The organism is Nocardia sp. NBC_00565, from assembly GCF_036345915.1.
GTDB lineage: Bacteria > Actinomycetota > Actinomycetes > Mycobacteriales > Mycobacteriaceae > Nocardia.
In genome coordinates, this window is the sequence record NZ_CP107785.1 from 111427 (window position 1) to 134347 (window position 22921).

General features: G+C 67.8%; 18 protein-coding genes. 13 read left to right on the top strand and 5 right to left on the bottom strand.

Annotation, left to right across the window (positions count from 1 at the left end):
* Positions 1-78 precede the first annotated feature (78 nt).
* Entirely contained in the window at positions 79-714 is a 636-nt protein-coding gene (locus OG874_RS00880; protein WP_330253205.1) for an FHA domain-containing protein, read from the bottom strand.
* A gap of 1228 nt (positions 715-1942) precedes the next feature.
* On the opposite strand from OG874_RS00880, the gene OG874_RS00885 reads away from it, so the two are divergent.
* Positions 1943-2296 carry a hypothetical protein gene (locus OG874_RS00885; RefSeq protein ID WP_330253206.1) on the top strand — a complete coding sequence of 118 codons (354 nt, stop codon included), beginning with the start codon at positions 1943-1945 and terminating at the stop codon, positions 2294-2296.
* 420 nt (positions 2297-2716) lie between these two features.
* On the opposite strand, the gene OG874_RS00890 is transcribed toward OG874_RS00885, so the two are convergent.
* Positions 2717-4132 (bottom strand): DHA2 family efflux MFS transporter permease subunit, encoded by a 1416-nt coding sequence (locus tag OG874_RS00890; RefSeq protein ID WP_330253207.1) that lies wholly within the window; start codon positions 4130-4132, stop codon positions 2717-2719.
* A 120-nt stretch (positions 4133-4252) separates the two neighbouring features.
* Here OG874_RS00890 and OG874_RS00895 point away from each other — a divergent pair, with 120 nt between their 5' ends.
* Both OG874_RS00895 and OG874_RS00900 read left to right on the top strand, forming a co-directional pair.
* Positions 4253-4921 (top strand): TetR/AcrR family transcriptional regulator, encoded by a 669-nt coding sequence (locus OG874_RS00895; RefSeq protein WP_330253208.1) that lies wholly within the window; start codon positions 4253-4255, stop codon positions 4919-4921.
* A 20-nt stretch (positions 4922-4941) separates the two neighbouring features.
* Positions 4942-5469, top strand: coding sequence for a GNAT family N-acetyltransferase (locus OG874_RS00900; RefSeq protein WP_330253209.1), 528 nt, complete (start codon positions 4942-4944; stop codon positions 5467-5469).
* A gap of 6 nt (positions 5470-5475) precedes the next feature.
* Here the strand turns inward: OG874_RS00900 and OG874_RS00905 are convergent, their stop codons facing one another.
* Positions 5476-7035: a glycerol-3-phosphate dehydrogenase/oxidase gene (locus OG874_RS00905; RefSeq protein WP_330253210.1), complete on the bottom strand. Its 1560-nt coding sequence runs from the start codon at positions 7033-7035 to the stop codon at positions 5476-5478.
* Positions 7036-7093: 58 nt separating this feature from the next.
* The gene (locus OG874_RS00910; protein ID WP_330253211.1) at positions 7094-7741 is read right to left on the bottom strand and encodes a TetR/AcrR family transcriptional regulator; all 648 of its coding nucleotides are present in this window, start codon (positions 7739-7741) and stop codon (positions 7094-7096) included.
* Positions 7742-7937: 196 nt separating this feature from the next.
* On the opposite strand from OG874_RS00910, the gene OG874_RS00915 reads away from it, so the two are divergent.
* Positions 7938-9515 (top strand): FAD-binding oxidoreductase, encoded by a 1578-nt coding sequence (locus tag OG874_RS00915; protein WP_330257680.1) that lies wholly within the window; start codon positions 7938-7940, stop codon positions 9513-9515.
* Positions 9512-10471 carry a YegS/Rv2252/BmrU family lipid kinase gene (locus OG874_RS00920; protein WP_330253212.1) on the top strand — a complete coding sequence of 320 codons (960 nt, stop codon included), beginning with the start codon at positions 9512-9514 and terminating at the stop codon, positions 10469-10471. Before OG874_RS00915 ends, OG874_RS00920 begins: the two co-directional genes overlap by 4 nt.
* Before the next feature lie 21 nt (positions 10472-10492).
* Here the strand turns inward: OG874_RS00920 and OG874_RS00925 are convergent, their stop codons facing one another.
* Positions 10493-11176 carry an AAA family ATPase gene (locus tag OG874_RS00925; protein WP_330253213.1) on the bottom strand — a complete coding sequence of 228 codons (684 nt, stop codon included), beginning with the start codon at positions 11174-11176 and terminating at the stop codon, positions 10493-10495.
* 264 nt (positions 11177-11440) lie between these two features.
* On the opposite strand from OG874_RS00925, the gene OG874_RS00930 reads away from it, so the two are divergent.
* The 8 genes from OG874_RS00930 (at position 11441) to obgE (ending at position 22848) form a co-directional block, all read left to right on the top strand.
* Positions 11441-14113, top strand: a complete 2673-nt coding sequence (locus OG874_RS00930) for a valine--tRNA ligase (protein ID WP_330253214.1) — start codon at positions 11441-11443, stop codon at positions 14111-14113.
* The gene (folC, locus tag OG874_RS00935; RefSeq protein WP_442943253.1) at positions 14110-15570 is read left to right on the top strand and encodes a bifunctional tetrahydrofolate synthase/dihydrofolate synthase; all 1461 of its coding nucleotides are present in this window, start codon (positions 14110-14112) and stop codon (positions 15568-15570) included. The genes OG874_RS00930 and folC overlap by 4 nt, the downstream gene beginning before the upstream one ends.
* A gap of 170 nt (positions 15571-15740) precedes the next feature.
* Entirely contained in the window at positions 15741-16082 is a 342-nt protein-coding gene (locus tag OG874_RS00940) for a DUF4233 domain-containing protein (RefSeq protein WP_330257682.1), read from the top strand.
* A 44-nt stretch (positions 16083-16126) separates the two neighbouring features.
* The gene (gene ndk / locus OG874_RS00945; protein WP_228002254.1) at positions 16127-16543 is read left to right on the top strand and encodes a nucleoside-diphosphate kinase; all 417 of its coding nucleotides are present in this window, start codon (positions 16127-16129) and stop codon (positions 16541-16543) included.
* 485 nt (positions 16544-17028) lie between these two features.
* Positions 17029-20190 carry a translation initiation factor IF-2 N-terminal domain-containing protein gene (locus OG874_RS00950; RefSeq protein ID WP_330253215.1) on the top strand — a complete coding sequence of 1054 codons (3162 nt, stop codon included), beginning with the start codon at positions 17029-17031 and terminating at the stop codon, positions 20188-20190.
* A 396-nt stretch (positions 20191-20586) separates the two neighbouring features.
* The gene (gene rplU / locus OG874_RS00955; RefSeq protein ID WP_330253216.1) at positions 20587-20898 is read left to right on the top strand and encodes a 50S ribosomal protein L21; all 312 of its coding nucleotides are present in this window, start codon (positions 20587-20589) and stop codon (positions 20896-20898) included.
* Between the two features lie 40 nt (positions 20899-20938).
* Positions 20939-21205: a 50S ribosomal protein L27 gene (rpmA, locus tag OG874_RS00960; protein ID WP_330253217.1), complete on the top strand. Its 267-nt coding sequence runs from the start codon at positions 20939-20941 to the stop codon at positions 21203-21205.
* A gap of 188 nt (positions 21206-21393) precedes the next feature.
* Complete coding sequence (obgE, locus tag OG874_RS00965) at positions 21394-22848, top strand: GTPase ObgE (RefSeq protein WP_330253218.1); 1455 nt, start codon at positions 21394-21396, stop codon at positions 22846-22848.
* The last annotated feature ends 73 nt before the right edge of the window (positions 22849-22921 follow it).

The following is a 22921-nucleotide window of genomic DNA, read 5'->3' on the forward strand; positions in this document are numbered from 1 at the left end:
CGAGTCGGCAAGCGCCACCGCTACCTCCGCCGTCCCCGCCGCGATAACCGCTGACCGCGCTCGCCTTCCGCGAACGGTTCAGGAGCGGCGGCGTTTGCGGCTGGTTTCAGTCGGGTGTTTCGGCTGGTCGTCGGTGCGGTAGGTGAGGATTCGTTGCCCTATTCGGATGCTCCAGCCGGGTGGGAGTTCGGTGCGGGCGTCGCCGATGCGGGTCCATTCGGCGGCGCCGGGCGCGGCGATGAAAGTGCCTGCGGGGGTTGAGGCGTCGCGGATGAAGACCTTGCCGTTGGCGACCGAGACATAGGCGTGGACCCGGGAGACGTGGCGGTCGCGGGGCACCGCGAGCGGTGCCGCGGTGGCGGTGCGCACTGCTTCGTCGACCTGGGGGCTGCGGCCGATGACGTACGGCCGGTCCAACGGATACGTCGAACCGTCCGCGAGGAGCAACGCACCCACGAACCGCCTCGGCCCCGAGGTCGCCGAGTTGGCCGCACCGGCAACCGGTCGCGCCGGTCGCGGTCGCGCACCCTGCAGCGCCGGGATCTTGTGCAGCGCAATAGGTTCCGCCCGCGTTGCGGCTTCCGCTCGCGTTCCGGAACCTGCCCGCGTTCGTGCCTCTGCCTGCATTCCTGCTTGCGCCCGGGTTTCTTCCTTCGCCGGGGTTTCCTCCGCCGCGGGCGATTCACCGGACTCCGCCAGCTCGGCAGCCGACATGGCCTGAGTACTGATGTCCGCGGCCGCCGACCTTCCGGGATCCTCAGCTTGCGCCGACCCACCTGGCCGCGCTTTCTCGGACGCCGCCGACTGCGCAGAGACGGCCGGTTGTGCCGATCCAGTGGTCCGGGCCTTCTCGGTCGGTTCGTCGGATATGGCGGACTCGATAGCGGCACGTTCTGTGTCCTCGGGCGAGCGTCCCGACCCGCTGGGTTGCGCCGAACCGGTGGACCGCGCCTTCTCAGTGGGCTCGTTGGATCCGCCGGACTGCCGCGGGGCTCCAGACTGCACTGCCCCTTTGGGACGTGCCGATCCACCGAGCGGAGCGGTGGCCGGTTGCGCGGAGCCACCGGGTTGCGCCGATCCGGCGGCCTGTGCAGACCCCATGGGATGCGCTGATCCAGCAGGCCGAGCCGCAGCGGATCGCGTGGCGTCTCCGCGTTGCACCGATCGGGCGGCGAGTGTGGATCCCGTCGGTTGAGGTGAGCCAGCGGGCGCCGCGTCGGCGGATTGCGCAGATGCTCGGGGTTGCCCCGGTTCCGCTGGCATGGCTTTTTCGGTGGGCTCGTCGGATGTCGCGGACCGAGTAGACGAATACTGTCCGGCCTCTGTCGGTTGTGCTGAGCCGGCGGACTGAGCCCCGAGTTGCGTCGATCCAGTTGGCCGGGTGCTCTCGATCGGCTCCTCGGATGTTGTGGGCTGTGCAGGGAGATGTTGTGGAGACCCGGCTGAGTGCGGCGGGCGAGCTGCGGTCGCGGGTTGTATTGAGCCAGCGGACTGAGCCCCGGGTCGCGTCGATCCGGTTGGTCTGGATTTCTCGGTGGATTCTTCGGATGTGGGCTGTGCGCAGGGATGGTGTGGCGATCCGGCAGTGCGTGTGTCGGATCGGTGTGGGGGTCGAGCGAAGGTCGAGGGCTGTGCGGAGCCTGTGGGTCGGCCTTGGGGGGCGGTCTGGGGATTCGCGGTCGGTTCGAGGAGCGGATCGAATGCGGCGGGTGCGGTTGGTGGGGGTTCTGAGATTGCGGCGGAGGGTGTGGCGGTAGCGGCGGAGCGGGCCTGAGCGGCTGCGGGTTTTGCGGCGCGGCGGGCCGCGACGCGCAGGACGAAGCCGCCGCCGGGGACGATTCCGGCGCGCAGGTCCGTGCGGGGCAGATCGCGGATCGGGAACGCGTGGTCCGCGCCGACGGTGATTCGGCGCACCGGTTCGCGCACGATTTCGTCTACCCAGGTGAACGCGCGCGCCCCGGACAGTCGCCGGGTTCCTTCCGCGCCTTGGATTTCCGCGGTCACCTGGCCGCGCAGCAGAATCACGGTGCCGTCGGCGGTGGGTGCGACCACACCGAACGGCGGCGGCTCGGAATTGCCGCCGAAAACCACCGTGGCCAGCCGCTGCGCGATCGCCGCACCCGGATACCGCGCATCGGCGACGGCCTCGATCGCGCCGAGTATCCGATCCGTGGAAGTGGTTTCGCCCGCGAGGTATACGACCACCGCGCCGAAGCGTGCGATCAAACCATCGCCCGGCGCGATACCTACGGTCGACGGGCTGCTCCGCACCCACGCCTCCTTCCCGTACCACTAACGGCGTCCAGCATAAGGCGTGCCGAGCACTCGATTCCGGCCCTCGACGGACAGCACACGAGCCCCCGGCCAACCCATACCCCGTCCGCATCGGCGTAGTGTCGCGTGTCACCCGAGGTCACACACCGATTGCCCGCCGCACACAAGTGCACCCTGTGCGCGGAAGCCGAACCCTATGCGGCAGCACTACACCCCGGCCCGCGCTGTCCGCGGCGAGTAGTCCTACCGCCTCACTCGACGGACCGAACCGGGCGGGCTCGGGAATCTCCATACCCGGCCGCATCGTTTGGTGTTGTGCGTCACCCGAGTGCGCACACTCTGTGGCTACCGCGCACGGCCCGTGGTTCGCCCATATCGATCGGGTGTACTCCGAGGTCGAAATCGGCGGCTGTGAGCATTTCACGATCACAACCCGAAAGGGTCAGTGCTGCTGTTCGGTCTGAGCGTGGCGCGGCAGCAATCGAACCAGTCCGAGGCTGACCACTGTGATGGCGACGACGAGCATCAGGCTGACGGTCAGCGCGTGCGCCTGACCGGGTCCGGCGGTGTGGAAGTACACCGTGGTGACGGCGGCGGCGCCGACCGCATTGGCCAGCTGTTGCACCGCGGACAGGGATCCGCTGGCACTGCCGGTTTCGGACGGGTCGATATCGCCGAGGGTGACCACGAAGACGCTGCCGAAGCAGGTGCCCATGCCGAGCCCGACCAGCAGGATCGCCGCCGCGAGAGCCCAAGGGGCAACACCGGTTCCGACTGCGAGCGCCAGGCCGAGCACCAGGCCGGTGCCGGCCAGAGTGATCAGCAGACCGATCAGGATCAGGTTCCGGCCGAGCTTGCCCAGTAATTGGTGAGCGGCGATCGACGCGATGATGATGCCGACGGCGAGCGGGGCGAGGCCGAGCGCGGTATCGGTGGGTGTATAGCCGAGCCCGTTCTGCATGAACAGCGACAGCACATACAGCAGTCCGGAGACCGCGGCGAAGAAGACGAGGCCGAGGATCAGACCGGAGCGGAAGCCACGGTTCTGGAACAGGGTCGGCTTGATCAATGGGTCGGCCGCCGTGACCTGACGACGGGCGAACAGTGCGAAGCAGACGGCTCCGGCCACCATGGCCGTACGGGAGGTGGCGGTCCAATCATTCGACGACCCGTCGATGAGGCCGAACAGCATGCCGAACATAGCCGCGGCCAACAGGATCGCACCGAGCGCGTCGATGCTGACGCTGCGGTCACCGTGCTCGGCGGGCAACAGCCGGTATGCGGCAACGAAGGCGAGCCCGCCGAGCGCGATATTGATCAGGAACATGGCGCGCCAGCCGAGGCCGAACAGGTCGGCGTCTACGAGGAAACCGGCCAGGATCGGGCCGCAGACGCCGGACAGGCCGAGGGCCGGGCCGAAGACACTGAACGCCCTGCCGAGCTGCTCGCGGGGAAAGACGCTGGTGAGGATGCCGAAACTCTGTGGGATCAGCATCGCGCCGAAGGCGCCCTGCAGGAGCCGGGCGGCGATGAGTGAGGTCGGATCGAAGGCGAGCCCGCAGGCGACCGAGGCGAGGGTGAACCCGGCCAAGCCGATCAGGAACAGGCGGCGTTTGCCGAAGCGATCGCCGAGCCGGCCGCCGACGACGAGCAACACGCCGAGGGACAGGGCATATCCAGCGCCGAGCCACTGGATCAGCGACGGCCCGCCGAGCAGGTCTCGCGCGATGGTCGGTGCGGCGATATTGGTGATGGTCGAGTCGAGCAGGTCGAGGATGTCGGCCGCGAGGGTCACGGCCAGGATCGCCCACATTCGTGCGGTGACCTTGGTATCTGGTGGGGCGGTGCGGATGGTCATGTCTAGCTCCTAAAGTGGGGCGAACGTCGATCGTGACGAACGATGTTCGGTCAACTCGAACGGTAGGACACGAACGATGTTCGTGTCAAACGCTGTTCGTCGCGGCGTATGCTCCCGGCTATGAGTAGCGCACCCGTCAGTCGTCGGGCCCGTCCCGCCAAGGCCCCCCTCAGCCGCGATGTCATCGTCGAGACCGGCTTGCGCATCCTCGACCGCGACGGCCTGGCCGCCCTCACCATGCGCCGCGTCGCCCAGGACCTCGATACCGGCGCGGCCTCGCTCTATGTCTACGTCGCCAACCGGGACGATCTGATGGCCGCCATGCTCGACCACGTGCTCGGCACCGTGCCGGAGCCGACAGGCGGCAACTGGCGCGATCGGCTCACCGCGCTGATCGACGCGACGATTGCGGTGATGAGCAAGCACGAGGGTCTCGCGCTCGTGGCCCTCGGGGCGGTACCCACCAGCCCGAATACGCTGCTGTTGATCGAGCGGATGCTCGGCCTGCTCGCCGAGGGCGGACTGGACGAACGGACCAACTCCTGGGCCGTCGACCTGATCTACCTCTACATCACGGCGCAGGCCGCCGAGCAGAGCGCGTATACGGTCAAGGGCGACGTCGAGGAGGAGTACATCGCCGACATCGAGCGGAAATTCGCCGCACTGCCCACCGATCGATACCCCATGATTGTGGCCATGCGCGAACATATCTTGGGTGGCGGTGACGCCCGCGAAGTTTGGGCGTTGCGCGCCTTGATCAATGGCATCCTCGCCACCCCGGTCGAATGAGTACGGCGGAAAGGGGTCCGATGTCGTCGATCCGTACGGCGAACGAAGCCGATCTGCCGGTGCTGCAGGAGATCGAGCGGGTGGCCGGAAAACCGTTCGCCGATATCGGCATGACGGTCGTCGCCGATGACGACCCGCCGCCGCTGGAAACGCTGCGCGAATTCCAGCAGGCCGGCCGGGCGTGGATCTACCCCGACGCCGCGGGCCACCCGATCGGCTACCTGATCCTCGGGATCGTCGACGGCAACGCACACATCGACCAGGTGTCGGTGGACCCCGACCACGCCGGTCGGCGGATCGGCAAGCAACTCATCGACCATGCGGTGAAATGGTCGAAAGCTCAAGGGCTGCAAGCCATCACGCTGACCACCTTCATCGACGTGGCCTGGAACGGGCCATATTACGAACGTCTCGGCTTCCGCTACCTCACGCCGGCCGAAGAAACTCCGCAACTGCGCGAAATCCGCGCCGACGAGGCCGCCCACGGCCTCGATCTCTGGCCGCGCGCCAGCATGCGCGCCGAACTCGACACCTGGAAGCTGGACTGATTTCGGCTAGTGCTGGTGGGCGAAGGCGGCTTCTGCGGCGGCGCCGGCGGCGGCACGGTCTTCGGGGACCAGGCCGATGCGGGTGCGGCGGTCGAGGAGATCGTTGGTGTCGAGCGCGCCCTCGTGCGTGATCGCGAAGGCGAATTCGGCGGCGGTGACGTCGATTCCGGGTGCGACCCGTGCGGCGAGAGCAGGGTTCTGCTCGGCTGCCGCGAGCACGATCGCCGCCTCGCTGCCGAAGCGTTCGACCAATAGCGGTGGGGCGGCGATGCGGTCGCGGGCGGCGCCGGAGACCGCGCCCACCAACGGAAGTCGCTTGGTGCGGCACGGGCCGGCGGTGAGGTTGCCGTGGGCGATGGCCGCGTCGACGGCGTCCTCGGCCATCTGACGGTAGGTGGTGAGTTTGCCGCCGACGATGGTGATCACGCCGGTGGGGGAGTGCAGTACCGCGTGCTTGCGGGAGATATCGGCGGTGCTGTTGTCGGCGGTTTTGAGCAGCGGGCGCAGTCCGGCATAGCTGCCGCGAATATCGGTGCGGGTCAACGGCTCTCGGAGTGCGGTGTTGATGGTGTCGAGCAGGAAGTCGATCTCGGTGTCGGTGGGCTCGGGCTCGTCGGGGACCGGGCCGGGGGCGTCCTCGTCGGTCAGGCCGAGGTAGACCCGGCCGTGCGCGGCCGGGAAGGCGAAGACGAAGCGGCTGGTGCTGCCGGGCACGGGGACGGTCAGCGAGGCGGTGAGCCCGCCGAACGACACGGCGTCGAAGACCAGGTGGGTGCCGCGACTGGGTCGCAGTTCGATGCTCGGGTCGACCTGATCGGCCCAGACCCCGGTGGCATTGACCACGGTGCGGGCCCGGATGGCCATGGTCTCGCCGGTCAGCGTGTCGCGGAGGGTGGCCGAATCTCCGGTTACGTCAAGGGCTTCCACGCGGGTCAGGACGGTCGCGCTCGCGGTGGCCGCAGTGCGAGCCAGTGCCACGACGAGTCGCGCGTCGTCCACCAGTTGGCCATCCCAGGCCTGCAGGCCGCCGCGCAATCCTTCGCGGCGCACGGTCGGCGCCAACCGCAGCGCCTCGGCGGTGGCGACCCGGCGCGAGCGCGGCAGGATCGCGGGCGACGTCCCCGCGCTGCGTCGCAACACATCTCCCGCGACGAATCCCGCACGGATCAAAGCACGTTGTGTGACACCGATTTCCGGCAACAACGGCACCAGCTGCGGTAACGGCCGCACCAGATGCGGGGCCGTGGTCTTGATCAAGATCCCACGCTCGACAGCACTTTCATGCGCGATGCCGACCTGCCCGCTGGCCAGATACCGCAACCCGCCGTGCACCAGCTTCGAACTCCACCGGCTCGTGCCGAACGCCAGATCGTGCCGCTCCACCAGTACCGTCCGCAGCCCACGGGCCGCGGCGTCGAGTGCGGCACCGGTGCCGGTGACACCGCCTCCGATGATCAGCAGGTCGATCTCGCCGCCCTCGCCCAACTCTTGAAGCTCGCGGGCGCGGCGCTCGGCGTTCAGTGCGGAATTCCCAGCAGCCCAGGCGTTCGCTGAATTCGCAGTCATCGGGGGTGTGGCGCGGATACTCCCTTGTTCGCGGGGGAGAGGAAGCGCCATCCTCCTTTCAGAGTTTGGGTCGTGGGGATTTGTCGGTGGCGTTGGTTAGGTTGCCGGGCGCGAGGTAGCCGTCGATCGCGCGGGACAATTCGGCGTCCAGGGCGGATCCGGACAGGAGGGGCGCGATCGTACCCGCCGACTGCACCGCGGACTGTGCGATCAGCAGCAGCATCGTCGCCATCTGTTCCGGCTCGCCCGCGCGAATGGAGCCGTCCTGATGACCGTCTCGAATGCCCGCGGTGAACAGCTCGATGAGCGCGCGCTGGTTGCGGCCGAGACGGCCGAAGACGTAGGTCAGCATGAGGTCGGTATCGGTGCGGAAGATCTTGCCGAACAACGGATTCGAGCGAATCGTCGCCGCGCCCGCGACCACGCCCTCGACCAATCGGGTGCGCGCGCTGCCCGCGGTCGGCATGGTGGCGGCGACGATCGCGCGTAGTTCGCGGACCAGCAATTCGGCCACCAGCGAACCGGTATCGGGCCAGCGGCGATAGACGGTTGGCCGACTGACTCCGGCGCGGCGCGCCACCTCGGTGAGGGTGGTCCGGCGCACCCCGAATTCCTGCACGCAGGCTCTCGCCGCATCGAGGATCGCGAGATCGATCGCCGAGAGCGCGTCGGATTCGTCGGGGGCAGGTGCCGCGGAGGCAGTCATCAGGTATTCACCACCGGGGTGTCGGCGGCACCGTGGGATCGCCAGGTGCCGAAAATGGGCGTCAGTTCGTTACTGCTTGACAGTCTATGTCAAACTGTAACGCGTGGTCGAGACGCAGCAGCACACCGACAAGACCGGGCCGTCCGCCACCGGTCGGCCCGCCGCAAACCCGGGCGAAGGGGCGCCTGCGGCGGGTATGGTTTGGGACGCCTGGGGCATACCCGCCGGACACAAGCCGCTTTCGGCATCGATCCGGACCCTGCTGACACAGGTTTTCGGAGTCTCCGGCGACCCGGTGGCGCGCCGCGATGAGGGCGATGTGCCGCTACGCGAGTCGGCGTTGACGTCGGCTCAACGGGACGGGTTGGTCGCGGTGGTCGGCGTGGGCAGCGTCTCGGTCGGCCACCACGATCGTTTGCTGCACGCGGGCGGTAAGAGCACCCCCGATCTGCTGCGCCGCCGCGTCGACGGTCCGCAGGACGCACCCGATGCCATCATCTTCCCGGCCGACCACGAGCAGGTGCTCGCCGTCCTGGCCTACTGCGCCGACAATGCCATCGCGGTCGTGCCGTTCGGCGGCGGCACCAGTGTGGTCGGCGGCGTCGATCCGATCCGCGGCCACTTCGACACCGTCATCGCGCTGGATCTGCGCCGCCTCGACGGTGTTTCGGAGATCGACCCGATCAGCGGCACCGCCACCCTCGGCGCGGGACTCACCGGTCCCGGGGCCGAGGAACTTCTCGCCGCCCACGGACTTTCGCTGGGCCACTTCCCGCAGAGCTTCGAATTCGCCAGCATCGGCGGTTTCGCCGCCACCCGATCCTCCGGTCAAGCCTCGGCGGGCTACGGCCGCTTCGACGATATGGTCCAGCGGCTGAAGATCGCCACACCCGGCGGCACCATCGAACTCGGTCGCGCCCCCGCGTCGGCGGCGGGCCCGGATCTGCGGGAACTGTTCGTCGGCTCGGAGGGTGCGCTCGGTGTGATCACCGAGGTCACGCTGCGCGTGCATCCGGTGCCCGAAACCATTGGCTACCAGGCCTGGTCGTTCCCGGATTTCGAAACAGGCGCCGCCGCACTGCGTTCGGTGGTGCAGGCGGGCGCGGCACCCACGGTGCTTCGGCTCTCCGACGAGGTCGAGACCGGTGTCAACCTGGCTCGCTCGGCCGATATCGGCGGAGCAGCGGTCGCGGGCTGCCTGGCCATTACCACCTTCGAAGGCACCCAGGCGCATGTCGCGGCCCGCAGCGCCGAGGCGGGCGCGCTGCTCGCGGCGGCGGGCGGGAACGCGCTGGGGCCGACTCCGGCCCACGAGTGGGAGCACGGGCGTTTCGCCGCGCCTTATATGCGCGACGCCTTGTTGGACGTCGGCGTGCTCTGTGAGACTCTGGAGACCGCGACAACCTGGTCCAACCTGGCCGACCTCAAAGCGAAGGTGACTGCGGCACTGACGGATTCGCTGGCAGGACAGGGCACTCCGCCGCTGGTGATGTGCCATATCTCGCACACCTACCCGACCGGCGCGTCACTGTATTTCACCGTTATCGCAAAGCAACTGGACGACCCGATCGCCCAGTGGCACATCGCGAAACGAGCCGTCGGGGACGCGATCGTGGCCGCCGGCGGCACCATCACCCACCACCACGCGGTCGGCATCGACCACCGCCCGTGGCTTCCCGACGAGATCGGCGACCTCGGCGTGCGCGTGCTGCGCGCGGTGAAGCGGGAATTGGACCCCGCGGGCATCCTCAATCCTGGAAAGCTGGTTCCATGACACCGGATTCGCTCCGTCCGGTACGCACGATCACCGTGGTGACCAACCCGCGGTCCGGGGTCGGGAAGGGACAGGATGTGGCGGGGGCGGCGCTGGCCCGCTTCGCCGCACAAGGTGTCGAGGTCATCGAGGTGCGCGCGCCTTCAGCCGCCGAATCCATACGCCTGGTACGGGATTCGATCGCGGGCAGTGTCAAGCCGGACGCCGTGGTCTGCATCGGCGGCGACGGTTTGATGAATGTCGTGCTCGAAGCGATCGCGCGGACCGATGTGCCGCTCGGGCTGATCCCCGCGGGCACCGGCAACGACCTCGCGCGGGAAATCGGTGTGCCCACCGACGATCCCGTCGCGGCCGCCGACCTAGTGCTCGGCGGGCGCACCCGCACCATCGATCTGGGCCTGATCGAATCGCCGTCGCCCGGATACTCGCCCAAGTGGTTCGCCACCGTCACCGGCACCGGATTCGACGCGCGAGTCACCCTGCGCGCCAACGATATGCGCTGGCCCAAGGGGCCACTGCGCTACACCGTCGCCGCACTGGCCGAGATCTCCGGCCGCTTCACGGTGCCCTACCGGATCGAGTTGTCCGGCGTAGTGCCCGGTGCGCTCGACAATCCGGACGCCGACACAGTGATCGAGACCGAGGCGGTCATGGTGGCGATCGGCAATACCCGCACCTACGGCGGCGGCATGCTGGTTTGTCCCGATGCGGTGATGGACGACGGATTATTGGATCTCACGGTCGTCGGCGCGGTTTCGCGACGGGATATGCTGCGCCTGCTGCCCGCGCTGTCGGCGGGTAAGCGGATCGATCATCCGAAGTCCAAGCAGTATCGCGTCGCGCAGGTGACGCTCGCCGCCGCCGGCGCTCCCGCGACCGCCGACGGTGAACCCGCGGGCATGCTGCCGATCACTCTGCGTGCGGTTCCGGGCGCGCTCACCGTACTGGTTCCATGATCAGCGGCACATCGTGTGCCCTCAAACCGCGAAGCTGACGCGGCTCAGCCGGTCGATGCTCGTCCGATCGACGATCACCATCGACGCTGCCGCCGGACGCGGGGGCTGTCCCGCGGCGATGGCGTGGATGAGGCGCTGCCACCGACGGCAGTGCAGCGTGAAGAAGTACGGGCTGACCCGCCGCCCGCGCGCGTACTGACCGGCACGCGCCAACTCCGCGGGCACGTCGAGCAGGATCACGTGCAGCTCCCGGCCGTAGCGCGCCGCCCACCGGCCGATCATGCGTCGGGCCCACCCGAAGGTGGCGCAATCGTGAATGACCACCGGCCCCGCGCCGTCCCGCAGCGCGGCTCGGACTCCGGCGTAATGCGTGATATGCACCACCGGCCGCCACAGCCCGTACGGCAGCCGACCGAACCTGCGCCGCCAGCGATTTCGCGAATGCTGTGAATCGAGTACCACCGAACCAGCGGGCCCACGCGGCGGCTGCTCGGCATCGGCGTCCGCTCCGAAGAACCGGTGCAGCGCCGTACTCTTGCCCGCTCCCGGCACCCCGGCCACCACCAGGGCCGCCGTCGCCGGATACCGCAGTTCCTCGATCGTGCCTCCCCGCAGATCGTGTACGGAACTCGGCGCGACGACCCGCATATCGGGTAGCTGTGGTTGCGAGCCTGGATCGGGCGGCGAATCGAGCGGAGGGTTCACCTCTTCCAGGCTCCCTAGCCCAATTGCTTTCGGCAACAGGGAAAACCCTGATTTCCGGTGAGTTTTTCCGCCGCGCCGGGGACGGCATTTGGAAAGTGTCAAGAAGCTGAGAATTCCATATGGATTCCGGGTTCGCCCCGATTTGGGCGGTAAGCTCAGTCCCGTAGGCGGAGTCTTCGGTGTCCCTCATCCACCGAAGACTCCGCCTTCTCTATGCCCTGCCCCTTTTAGGAGCTCAGCGGGCACCACCACTAGAATGCCTGGGTGACCAGCGCAGCCTCTGACAACCCAGGTAATCGTGCCGATGCCCTCCCCAAGAGCTGGAACCCCAGCGAGGTGGAGGCCGAGCTGTACGAGCGCTGGGTAGCGGCTGGTTACTTCGCCGCCGATGCCACCAGTGCCAAGCCCGGTTACTCGATCGTGCTGCCGCCGCCGAATGTCACCGGCAGCCTGCACATGGGTCACGCGCTCGACCACACCCTGATGGACACCCTCTCGCGCCGCAAGCGTATGCAGGGCTACGAGGTGCTGTGGCTGCCGGGCATGGACCACGCGGGCATCGCCACCCAGACCATCGTGGAGAAGCAACTCGCGGTGGACGGCAAGACCAAGGAAGATTTCGGCCGCGAACTGTTCATCGACAAGGTCTGGGACTGGAAGCGCGAATCCGGCGGTTCCATCCAGTGGCAGATGCGCGCGCTCGGCGACGGCGTCGATTGGAGCCGGGACCGCTTCACCATGGACGACGGCCTGTCGCGCGCCGTGCAGACCATTTTCAAGCGGCTCTTCGACGCGGGCCTGATCTACCGCGCCGAGCGGCTGGTCAACTGGTCGCCGGAACTGCGCACCGCCATCTCCGATATCGAGGTCAAGTTCGAGGACGTCGAGGGCGAGTTGGTGTCGTTGCGCTACGGCTCGCTGAACGACAATGAGCCGCATGTGATCGTGGCCACCACCCGGGTGGAGACCACGCTCGGTGATACCGCTGTCGCGGTGCACTCGGAGGATCCGCGCTATAAGGATCTGATCGGCACAACCCTGGAACATCCGATCACCGGACGTCAGATCCCGATCGTCGCCGACGACTACGTCGACCCCGAATTCGGTACCGGCGCAGTGAAGATCACGCCCGCGCACGATCCCAATGACTTCGAGATGGGCCTGCGGCACAACCTGCCGATGCCGAGCATCATGGACGAGCGCGGCCGGATCATCGGCACCGGAACCGAATTCGACGGCATGGACCGCTTCGAGGCGCGGGTCAAGGTGCGCGAACGGCTCGCCGCCGAGGGGCGGATCGCCGCCGAGAAGCGGCCGTACCTGCACAGCGTCGGGCACTCCGAGCGCAGCGGCGAGGCGATCGAGCCGCGCTTGTCCATGCAGTGGTGGGTCAAGGTGGAGTCGCTGGCCAAGGCCGCCGGTGACGCGGTGCGCAACGGCGACACCGTGATCCACCCGACCAGCCAGGAGCCGCGCTGGTTCGAGTGGGTCGACAATATGCACGACTGGTGCATCTCCCGGCAGCTGTGGTGGGGCCACCGGATCCCGATCTGGTACGGCCCCGAAGGCGAAGTGGTGTGCGTCGGTCCGGACGAGACCGCGCCCGAAGGCTGGGTGCAGGATCCGGACGTGCTCGACACCTGGTTCTCCTCGGGCCTGTGGCCGTTCTCCACCATGGGCTGGCCGGACTCCACCACCGAACTCCAGAAGTTCTATCCGACAAGCGTTCTCGTCACCGGCTACGACATCCTGTTCTTCTGGGTGGCCCGGATGATGATGTTCGGCACCTTCGTCGCCGACGATCACGTGCTCACCGCGGGTAAGGACGGCGCGAAGCAGGTGCCGTTCAAGGATGTGTTCCTGCACGGCCTGATTCGCGATCAGTACGGCAAGAAGATGTCGAAGTCGCGCGGCAACGGCATCGACCCGCTGGACTGGATCAATTCCTACGGCGCGGACGCGCTGCGCTTCACCCTGGCGCGCGGCGCGCAGCCCGGCGGTGACCTCTCGGTCGGCGAATCGCATGCGCTCGCCGCACGCAGCTTTGTGACGAAGCTGTTCAACGCCACCAAGTTCGCCCTCATGAACGGGGCAGAGCCGGGTGTGCTGCCCGATCGCACCGAACTCACCGACGCCGACCGCTGGATCATCGATCGGCTCGAAGAGGTTCGCGCCGAGGTGGATTCGGCGTTCGACGCCTACGAGTTCGGCAAGGCCTGCGAGGCGCTGTACCACTTCGCCTGGGACGAGTTGTGCGACTGGTACCTGGAGCTGTCCAAGGTGCAATTCGCCGGTCCGCGCGCCGAGTCGACCAGGATCGTGCTCGGCAATGTGCTCGACGCGGTGCTGCGCCTGCTACATCCGGTCATTCCGTTCGTCACCGAATCGCTGTGGCGGGCGCTGACCGGCGGCGCGTCCGTGGTCATCGCCGACTGGCCGCAGGCCACCGGGATCGCGACGGATGACACTGCCGCGCAACATATTTCGGACGCACAGCGGTTGATCACCGAAATTCGGCGGTTCCGCAGCGATCAGGGCCTCGCCGATAAGCAGAAGGTGGCGGCCAAGCTGATCGGTCTGGACACCGCTGGTCTGACCGAACTGCACGATTCGGTGGCCAACCTGGCCCGGCTCACCGAGCCCGGCGCGGAGTTCGCCGCGACCGCCTCGGTCGAGGTCCGCCTGAGCGGATCCACCGTGACCGTGGAACTCGACACCTCCGGCGCGGTCGACCTGGATGCCGAACGCCGCCGCCTGGAGAAGGATTTCGCCGCGGCGGAGAAGGAATTGGTGACCACCACCGCCAAACTCGGCAACGAGGCCTTCCTGGCCAAGGCACCGGATCAGGTGGTCGACAAGATCAAGGGCCGCCGCGGTATCGCCGAGGCCGAGGTCGCCCGAATCGGCGCCCGCCTCGCGGAATTGAGCGGCAAATGAACGCCGAACCGGAGCCGCAGTACGCCGGCGACGAGCACCCCGACGCGCGGCTCGGCTCCGGGCCGTCCCCGGTGGATCTGGCCGAAATGGCGCTGGTCGAGGCGGAATTGGACCGGCGCTGGCCGGAGACCAAGATCGAGCCCTCGCTCGCCCGCATCGCCACGCTGATGGATCTGCTCGGCTCCCCGCAGCAGAACTACCCGGCCATCCACATCGCGGGCACCAATGGCAAGACCTCGGTGACCCGGATCATCGACGCGCTGCTCACCGCGCTGCACCGGCGCACCGGCCGGATCACCAGCCCGCATCTGCAGCTGGCGACCGAGCGGATCAGCATCGACAACGCGCCGATCACCCCGGCGCAGTACGTCGCGACCTACCGCGAACTGCTGCCGTATATCGAGATGATCGATAAGCAGTCAGCCGCCGCGGACGGTCCGGCGATGAGCAAGTTCGAGGTGCTCACCGGCATGGCCTACGCCGCCTTCGCGGAGGCGCCGGTGGATGTCGCGGTCGTCGAGACCGGCATGGGCGGCAGCTGGGACGCGACCAATGTCATCGACGGACAGGTCGCGGTGATCACCCCGATCGGCTTGGACCACACCGACTTCCTCGGCGACGATCTCGCGTCCATAGCCGGAGAGAAGGCCGGGATCATCAAACGTGCGCCGGACAGCCTGGTCCCGCGCGATACCGTCGCGGTCATCGCCGAGCAGGAACCCGAGGCCATGGAGGTGCTGCTGCGGCGCGCCGTCGAGGTCGACGCCGCGGTGGCCCGCGAGGGTTCGGAGTTCCGGGTGCTCGCCCGCCAGATCGCGGTCGGCGGCCAGCAGCTCGAATTGCAAGGTCTCGGCGGGGTCTACGACGAGATCTTCCTTCCGCTGCACGGTGAGCACCAGGCCCGCAACGCTGTGCTCGCGCTGGCTGCGGTCGAAGCGTTCTTCGGTGCGGGCGCGGATCGTCAGCTCGATATCGACGCGGTTCGTGCGGGTTTCGCGAGCGTCACCAGTCCGGGCCGGTTGGAGCGCATGCGCAGTGCCCCGACCATCTTCATCGACGCGGCGCACAATCCGGCGGGCGCGCGGGCGCTGGCCACCACGCTCACCGCGGAGTTCGACTTCCGCAAGCTGGTCGGCGTTGTCGCGGTGCTCGCCGACAAGGACGTCGCGGGCATCCTCGAGGCGCTGGAGCCGGTCCTCGACGAGATCGTCGTCACCAACAACGGTTCGCCGCGCGCCATGGATATCGACAGCCTCGCCAACCTCGCCGTGCAGCGCTTCGGCGACGAGCGAGTGGTCACCGCCGAAACCCTGCCCGACGCCCTCGAAACGGCGATCGCCATCGCCGAGGAGGTCGGCGACGCGAGCGAAATGGTCTCCGGTGCAGGGGTTGTGGTGACCGGCTCGGTCGTGACGGCGGGCGCGGCACGGGCGCTGTTCGGGAAGGCCCCGGCGTGAGTGCTTGGGCCGTAGTGCGGCAGCATGCATAAGCACGTGGGGCCCGCGAACGCCGAGAAGGAGACAGCGTGACTGAGGCAACCGGCGACGCCGCCGAGCCCGAGGGGACCGACGACCAGCCGCAGGTCCCCCCGCCCGCGACCGATCCGTGGAAAGGCCTGCGCGGTGTCATGGCGGGCACGTTGATCCTCGAGGCGATCACGGTGCTGCTCGCGCTGCCGGTCGTCGCGGCCGTCGGCGGTGGCATCGGCTGGTTCTCCGGTAGCTATCTGGTGATCCTGGCGCTGGTCATGATTCTCGGCGCCGGACTCCAGCGTCGCCCATGGGCCATCCCGTTCAATCTGGCCCTGCAGGTGCTGCTGATCCTCGGTATCTTCGTCCATCTGTCCATTGGCGTGATGGGCATCTTCTTCGCCGTGGTGTGGGGCTTCATCCTGGTCTTGCGCGCCGACGTCAAGCGTCGGATGGAACTCGGCTTACTGCCGAGTCAGCGCATCCCGGGCTCTTCTTAACGCCGGTTCGGTAACTGGCGGTAGTGCCCATTAGGCTGTGCGCCGTGACTGAGCAGACGTTGGTACTCATCAAGCCGGACGGTGTGGCCCGTGGCCTCGTCGGTGAGGTGCTGGCCCGGATCGAGCGCAAGGGGCTGAAGATCGCCGCCCTGGAGCTGAAGCAGGTATCCGAGGAGGTAGCGCGCGGCCACTACGCCGAGCATGCCGAGAAGCCGTTCTTCGGTTCCTTGATCGAGTTCATCACCTCCGGCCCGGTCGTCGCGGCCATTCTGGAGGGCCCGCGCGCCATTGCGGCATTCCGTCAGATCGCCGGCGGCACCGATCCGGTCGAGAAGGCCGTGCCCGGCAGTATTCGCGGTGACTTCGCGCTGGAGACCCAGGAGAACCTGGTGCACGGCTCCGATTCGCCGGAATCGGCCAAGCGGGAAATCGCGCTCTGGTTCCCCGAGTTCCCCGCCTGATCCGAGGCCTGGACGTGAGCTGCGCGAACCGATGGCACAGCCGGCATCACCGCGGGACGTAGCCGAGCGCAGCGAGGCGAAGTCGTGCGGTGATGGTGAGACGTCACCACACTGTGTGGGATACTGGTATCGGTTATCGACGATATCGACTGTTCGCGCAGGTACGCGAATGATCGGTGACGGACGGTAACCGGATGACACTGCGGTTCGATGCCGATCATCGCTGCTACGAACAGCTGGCCCGTTGCTGGGGTCGGGGGTTCGCGTCGGCACGCTGGATGAGCGCTCGCGCCGTGGAGTTCAGCCAACAGCCAGGCGCCGCGTGACCAGTTAGCCCGATCGACGAACAACCATGGTGTTAACCGGGCATGCGGGGCGAGACCACACGACCTTGCGCCAACCGCGTGAGGCGAACGGACAGTGCCCCCGCGTCGGCCGCGTCACTCCTGCCAGGAGGGACGCGCCCGGGGAACCGAGGAGACTTCGTGGCCGATCAAGAGCCGCTGGAAACAACATCACAGGATGCCGAACAATTGCCGGATCGAATCCGAGTTCACGCGCTTGCCAAGCGGCTGGGAGTAACCAGCAAACGCATCCTGGCCAAGCTCACCGAGTTGGGTGCCGATGCGCGTAGTGCGCAGTCGAACGTCGATCGAGCCGTAGCGGAGTCAGTCCGCGACGCGCTCGTCACGCCGGAGCCGGACGCCGCGGCGTCATCGGCTCCCGAGGTCGCGGCGCCCGCCGAGGAGCAACCTCCCGCCGAGGTGCAACCGCCTGCCGTCAAGGAGCCGGGCCCCATCTTTTCCGCGCCGGACCCGGTGATCGACCAGTCCGGGTCGCGGCCCGTGGGGGAGCAGCCTGCGGCGCATCAGCCGTCGGTGCAGCTGTTCACCCACTTGGTCACGCAGGAGCCGCACGTCGCGGCGCCGGTCGTCTTCGAGGCCCCCGCCGCGGTGTCGGCGCCGCTGTTCCTGCCGCCGGATGCGGCGGCCGCGGAGCAGGCGCGCAGGCAGCGCCGGGCCGAGCGCGATACCCGCCGCACCGAGGAGCCGCCGGTCGAGGCGGTCGAGGCGGTCGAGGAAGAAGCCGAGACCACCGAGGACGAGCCGGACTCGACCGAACAGCAGGGCGACGCGGATCAGCCGCGCCGCCGCCGCCGTGGCCGTCGTGGTCGTGGTCGTGGGCGTGGCGAGCAGCACAGCGAGTCCGACTCCGACGGTGACGACAGCGACGAGAGCACCGAGGACGAGCAGCCCGCCGAGCGTTCGAAGGCGGCCCGCAACGGCACCGCCGGCGATACCGCCGAGTCGACCGATACCGCGGCCGACTCCGATAACGAGGACGACGAATCCGATCTGCCGGAGGGCTCGAGCCGCCGTCGCCGTCGCCGCCGTCGCCGCAAGGTAGCGGGCGATGGCGCCGAGGCCGAGGCCGCCTCCGAGGACGATCCGCCGAACACCGTCGTGCACGAGCGCGAGCCGCGCAACAAGAGTCGCAGCCGGGCCACGGTCGACGAGGTGCAGGGCATCACCGGCTCCACCCGGCTCGAGGCCAAGCGGCAGCGTCGGCGTGACGGTCGCGAGGCCGGTCGGCGTCGCCCGCCGATCCTGACCGAGTCGGAGTTCCTGGCCCGCCGTGAAGCGGTGGACCGGGTCATGGTGGTGCGCGAGAAGACCTTCGCCGATCACCCGACCGCCACTCAGGTCGCGGTGCTCGAGGACAACATCCTGGTCGAGCACTTCGTCACCAACACCGGCTCCGCGTCGATGGTCGGCAACGTCTACCTCGGCAAGGTGCAGAACGTGCTGCCCAGTATGGAGGCGGCGTTCGTCGATATCGGCCGCGGCCGCAATGGCGTGCTCTACGCCGGTGAGGTGAACTGGGAGGCCGCCGGACTCGGCGGCAAGGAGCGCAAGATCGAGCAGGCGCTCAAGCCGGGCGATCAGGTGCTGGTCCAGGTCTCCAAGGATCCGGTCGGGCACAAGGGCGCTCGACTGACCACCCAGATCAGCCTGGCCGGACGCTTCCTGGTGTACGTGCCGGGTGGTTCGTCCACCGGTATCAGTCGCAAGCTGCCCGATACCGAGCGCAAGCGGCTCAAGGAGATCCTGCGCGATATCGTGCCCGCCGACGCGGGCGTGATCATCCGCACCGCCTCGGAGGGCGTCGCCGAAGACGAGCTGGCCCGCGATGTCGAGCGGCTACAGGCGACCTGGCGCACCATCGAGAAGGCCGCCGAGTCCAAGGACAACGGCTCGCCCAAGACGCTGTACGAAGAGCCGGACCTGTTGGTCAAGGTCATTCGCGACCTGTTCAACGAGGACTTCTCCAAGCTGGTCATCGAGGGCGAACGCTCCTGGACGACCGTCGAGAACTACATCCGCACGGTCGCGCCGGATATGCTCGCCCGGGTCTCCCGGCACGAGAACAACGGTGTCGACGTCTTCGAGACCTATCGGATCGATGAACAGCTCGCCAAGGCGCTGGATCGCAAGGTGTGGCTGCCCTCGGGCGGCACCCTGGTGATCGACCGCACCGAGGCGATGACGGTCATCGACGTCAACACCGGCAAGTTCACCGGCGCGGGCGGCAGCAACCTGGAGGAGACGGTCACCAGGAACAACCTGGAGGCCGCCGAGGAAATCGTGCGCCAGATGCGGCTGCGCGATATCGGCGGCATGATCGTGGTCGACTTCATCGATATGGTGCTCGAGTCGAACCGGGATCTGGTGCTGCGGCGGCTGACCGAGGCCCTGGGACGTGACCGCACCCGTCATCAGGTCTCCGAGGTGACCTCGCTGGGTCTGGTGCAGATGACCCGCAAGAAGCTGGGCACCGGTCTGGTCGAGGCGTTCTCCACGACCTGTGAGCACTGCCATGGGCGCGGCATCCTGGTGCACACCTATCCGGTGGAGCTCACGGCGTCCGAAGACAGCACGCGCGGCACTCGGGAGACCGGATCGCGGCGGCGCCGTGGTCGGGACAAGGGTGCCGCCGCTCCCGCACCCGCCGCGAGCAATGGCATTGCGCCGGTGGTCGAGGACGAGGCGGATATCGCCGTCAAGCGGGCCCATCCGGTCGCGTTGGCGATGGCGGCGCATCAGTCCGAGGATGCCGGGCATGACGAGGATGTCGCGTTCGGGGCGGAGAGTGCTGCCGCCGAGACCGCCGAGGACATCGTGGTCGACGAAGCTGTCGCGGTGGTGGCCGAGGCGGCTGCTGACGCGGTGGCCGAGGAAGTCTCGGATGTCGAGAGCGCGGCCGACAAGGCCGTGCGGCCCGCGGTCGACGAGGCCGCTGCGGTGACCGAAGCCGCTGTGGTCGAGGCGGTCGCCGCGGCATCCAGTGACACCGTGGCGGTCGAGCAGACTGTGACATCGGACGCACCCGCCGATCGCGCGGCAGCCAACGGCACCCCGGAATCCGAGCCACGTTCGACCGGGCGCAGGCGCCGAGTCGCCCGTTCGGCCGCCGCACCGGCCGTGGACAGTGCGGGTGCGGTGTTCGTGGTGCCGACGGTGGAACAGGCGTCGACAGCGCCCGTGGTGGACTACACGGCGGATGCGCCGGTCGTGGTGCCCACACGCAAGCCGCGTCGCCGGGCCGTCGGCCGTCCCGCCGGACCGCCGGTGGACGACGCCAGCTGATCGCAAGACCTCGAAGCGGACCCCCGGCGCAAGCGGTGCGCCGGGGGTTCCTTCGTCCGGTGCGGGGGATCTGCCCGTGCCCGAGATTCGTCTCGGACAAGGGATACCGGCCAGGGAGGCTGACCTGGACCAGGGCGGCTGCTGACGACTGCTCGAAAGGGTCGGTTTGGTCGGCGTGGTATCCGTCCTGTAATCTGGGACAGTCGCTGCCCGGTGACAGCGCTCGTCTGCGCTGTGTTTGTGACTCGGCTCGAAGCCGAGAGCCATCAGGTTGCTGTGGCGGCGGTGACTACCAGACCAGAGTGCTGTGGTTTCCCAACGGAGTCATCCGGGCGGGAGCACGCAGCCGCGTGAGCATCGAGCCGCGCGCATTACAGGAAGAAGGGCAGCCGACCGATGGCAACGTACGCGATCGTCAAGACCGGCGGAAAGCAGTACAAGGTCGCGGTCGGTGACCTGGTGAAGGTCGAGAAAATCGAGGGTAAGCCCGGTTCGTCCGTGGCGCTGGCCCCGGTTCTCGTCGTCGATGGCGCCGAGCTGACCACCGATGCGGCCAAGCTGGCCAAGGTCTCCGTGGCCGCCGAGGTCGTCGAGCACACCAAGGGCCCGAAGATCCGCATCCACAAGTTCAAGAACAAGACCGGCTACCACAAGCGTCAGGGTCACCGTCAGCCGCTGACGGTCCTCAAGGTCACCGGCATCAAGTAAGCCTCCGCGCTTCCTCGAGTTACTTCACAGGAGTTCAGAAATGGCACATAAGAAGGGTGCATCCAGCTCCCGCAACGGTCGCGACTCGAACGCCCAGCGACTCGGCGTCAAGCGTTTCGGCGGCCAGGCCGTTTCGGCCGGCGAGATCCTGGTTCGTCAGCGCGGCACACACTTCCACCCCGGCGTTCTCGTCGGCCGTGGCGGTGACGACACCCTGTTCGCCCTGGCGGCGGGCAAGGTCGAGTTCGGCACCAAGCGTGGACGCAAGACCGTCAACATCGTCGTTCCGGAGCCGGTCGAGGCCTGAGGCCTAAACCAACTCCGAGCAGCATCGAGCGGGTCAGGGTCGCGAACCCTGGCCCGCTTTTCGCGTTCTCGCAAGATCGCGTTCCACTGAACTGACCTTTTCGAGCGACCTGCAAGCAATCGCTACTGACCTTTTCGAGCGACCTGCAAGCAATCGCTACGGATACCACCAAGGAGGATGATTCGGCTATGTCCAAATTCATCGACCGTGTCGTACTGCACGTGCGTGCGGGCAAAGGTGGTCACGGCTGCGCCTCCGTGCGCCGCGAGAAGTTCATGCCGCTCGGCGGACCCGATGGCGGCAATGGCGGAGGCGGCGGGGATGTGATCCTCGAGGTCGATCCGAATGTGCACACCCTGCTGGACTTCCACTTCCATCCGCACGCCAAAGCGAGTAGCGGCAAGCCGGGCGAGGGCAACAACCGCGACGGTAAGCAGGGCACCGATCTGCTGCTGAAGGTGCCCGACGGCACCGTGGTGCTCGATAACGACGGCAAGGTGCTCGTCGACCTGGTCGGTGCGGGCAACAAGTTCATCGTGGCCCGTGGCGGCCGCGGCGGGCTCGGCAATGCCGCGCTGGCCTCCAAGGCGCGCAAGGCGCCCGGTTTCGCGCTGCTCGGTGAGGAGGGTGAGGAGGGCGATCTCGTCCTCGAGCTGAAGTCGGTGGCCGATGTCGGTCTGGTCGGGTTCCCGTCGGCGGGTAAGTCATCGTTGGTGTCGGTGCTCTCGGCGGCCAAGCCGAAGATCGCGGACTACCCGTTCACCACCCTGGTGCCGAATCTCGGTGTGGTCTCCAGTGGTGATACGACCTTCACCATCGCCGATGTACCCGGGCTGATTCCGGGTGCGAGCGACGGTCGCGGGCTGGGGCTCGACTTCCTGCGGCATCTGGAGCGCTGTGCGGTGCTCGCGCATGTCGTCGACTGCGCGACCCTGGAGCCGGGCCGCGATCCGGTCTCCGATGTGGATGCACTGGAGGCGGAGTTGGCGGCCTACCAGCCGGCTTTGGACGCCGATACCGGACTCGGTGATCTGGCCGATCGGCCGCGCGTGGTGATCCTGAACAAGGTCGATGTGCCCGATGCCGCCGAACTGGCGGAGATGGTGATGGCCGAGTTCGCCGCACGTGGCTGGCCGGTCTTCGAGATTTCGGCGGTGAGCCGAGCCGGCTTGCGCCCCTTGACATTCGCGCTCGCGGAAATGGTGGAGCAGTACCGGGCGGCGCATCCGAAGGCCGCGCCGAAGCGTCCGGTGATCCGTCCGATCGCGGTGAACGAGTCCGGCTTCAGTGTGATCGCCGATCCGGAGGAGCCGGGCGGGTTCATCGTGCGCGGTCCGCAGCCGGAGCGCTGGGTGCGCCAGACCCAGTTCGACAACGACGAAGCCGTCGGCTACCTCGCCGACCGTTTGGCCCGTCTCGGTGTCGAGGAGGAACTGGTGAAGCAGGGCGCCGAGCCCGGCGCGCCGGTCACTATCGGCAATGTCACCTTCGAGTGGGAGCCGCAGATCTCGGCCGGCATCGATATGGTGCCAACGGGCCGCGGCACCGACATTCGACTGGAGCAGAACGACCGGATCAGCGCGGCCGAGCGCAAGCACGCGTCGCGGGTGCGGCGTGGTCTGGTCAAAGAGGACGAGGAATAGACGTGAACCCCTGCGGCGCGGTGGGTTCTGTTGCGGTACCGGGAGTTCGGTTGCGATGCAGGTGAGTTCGGGG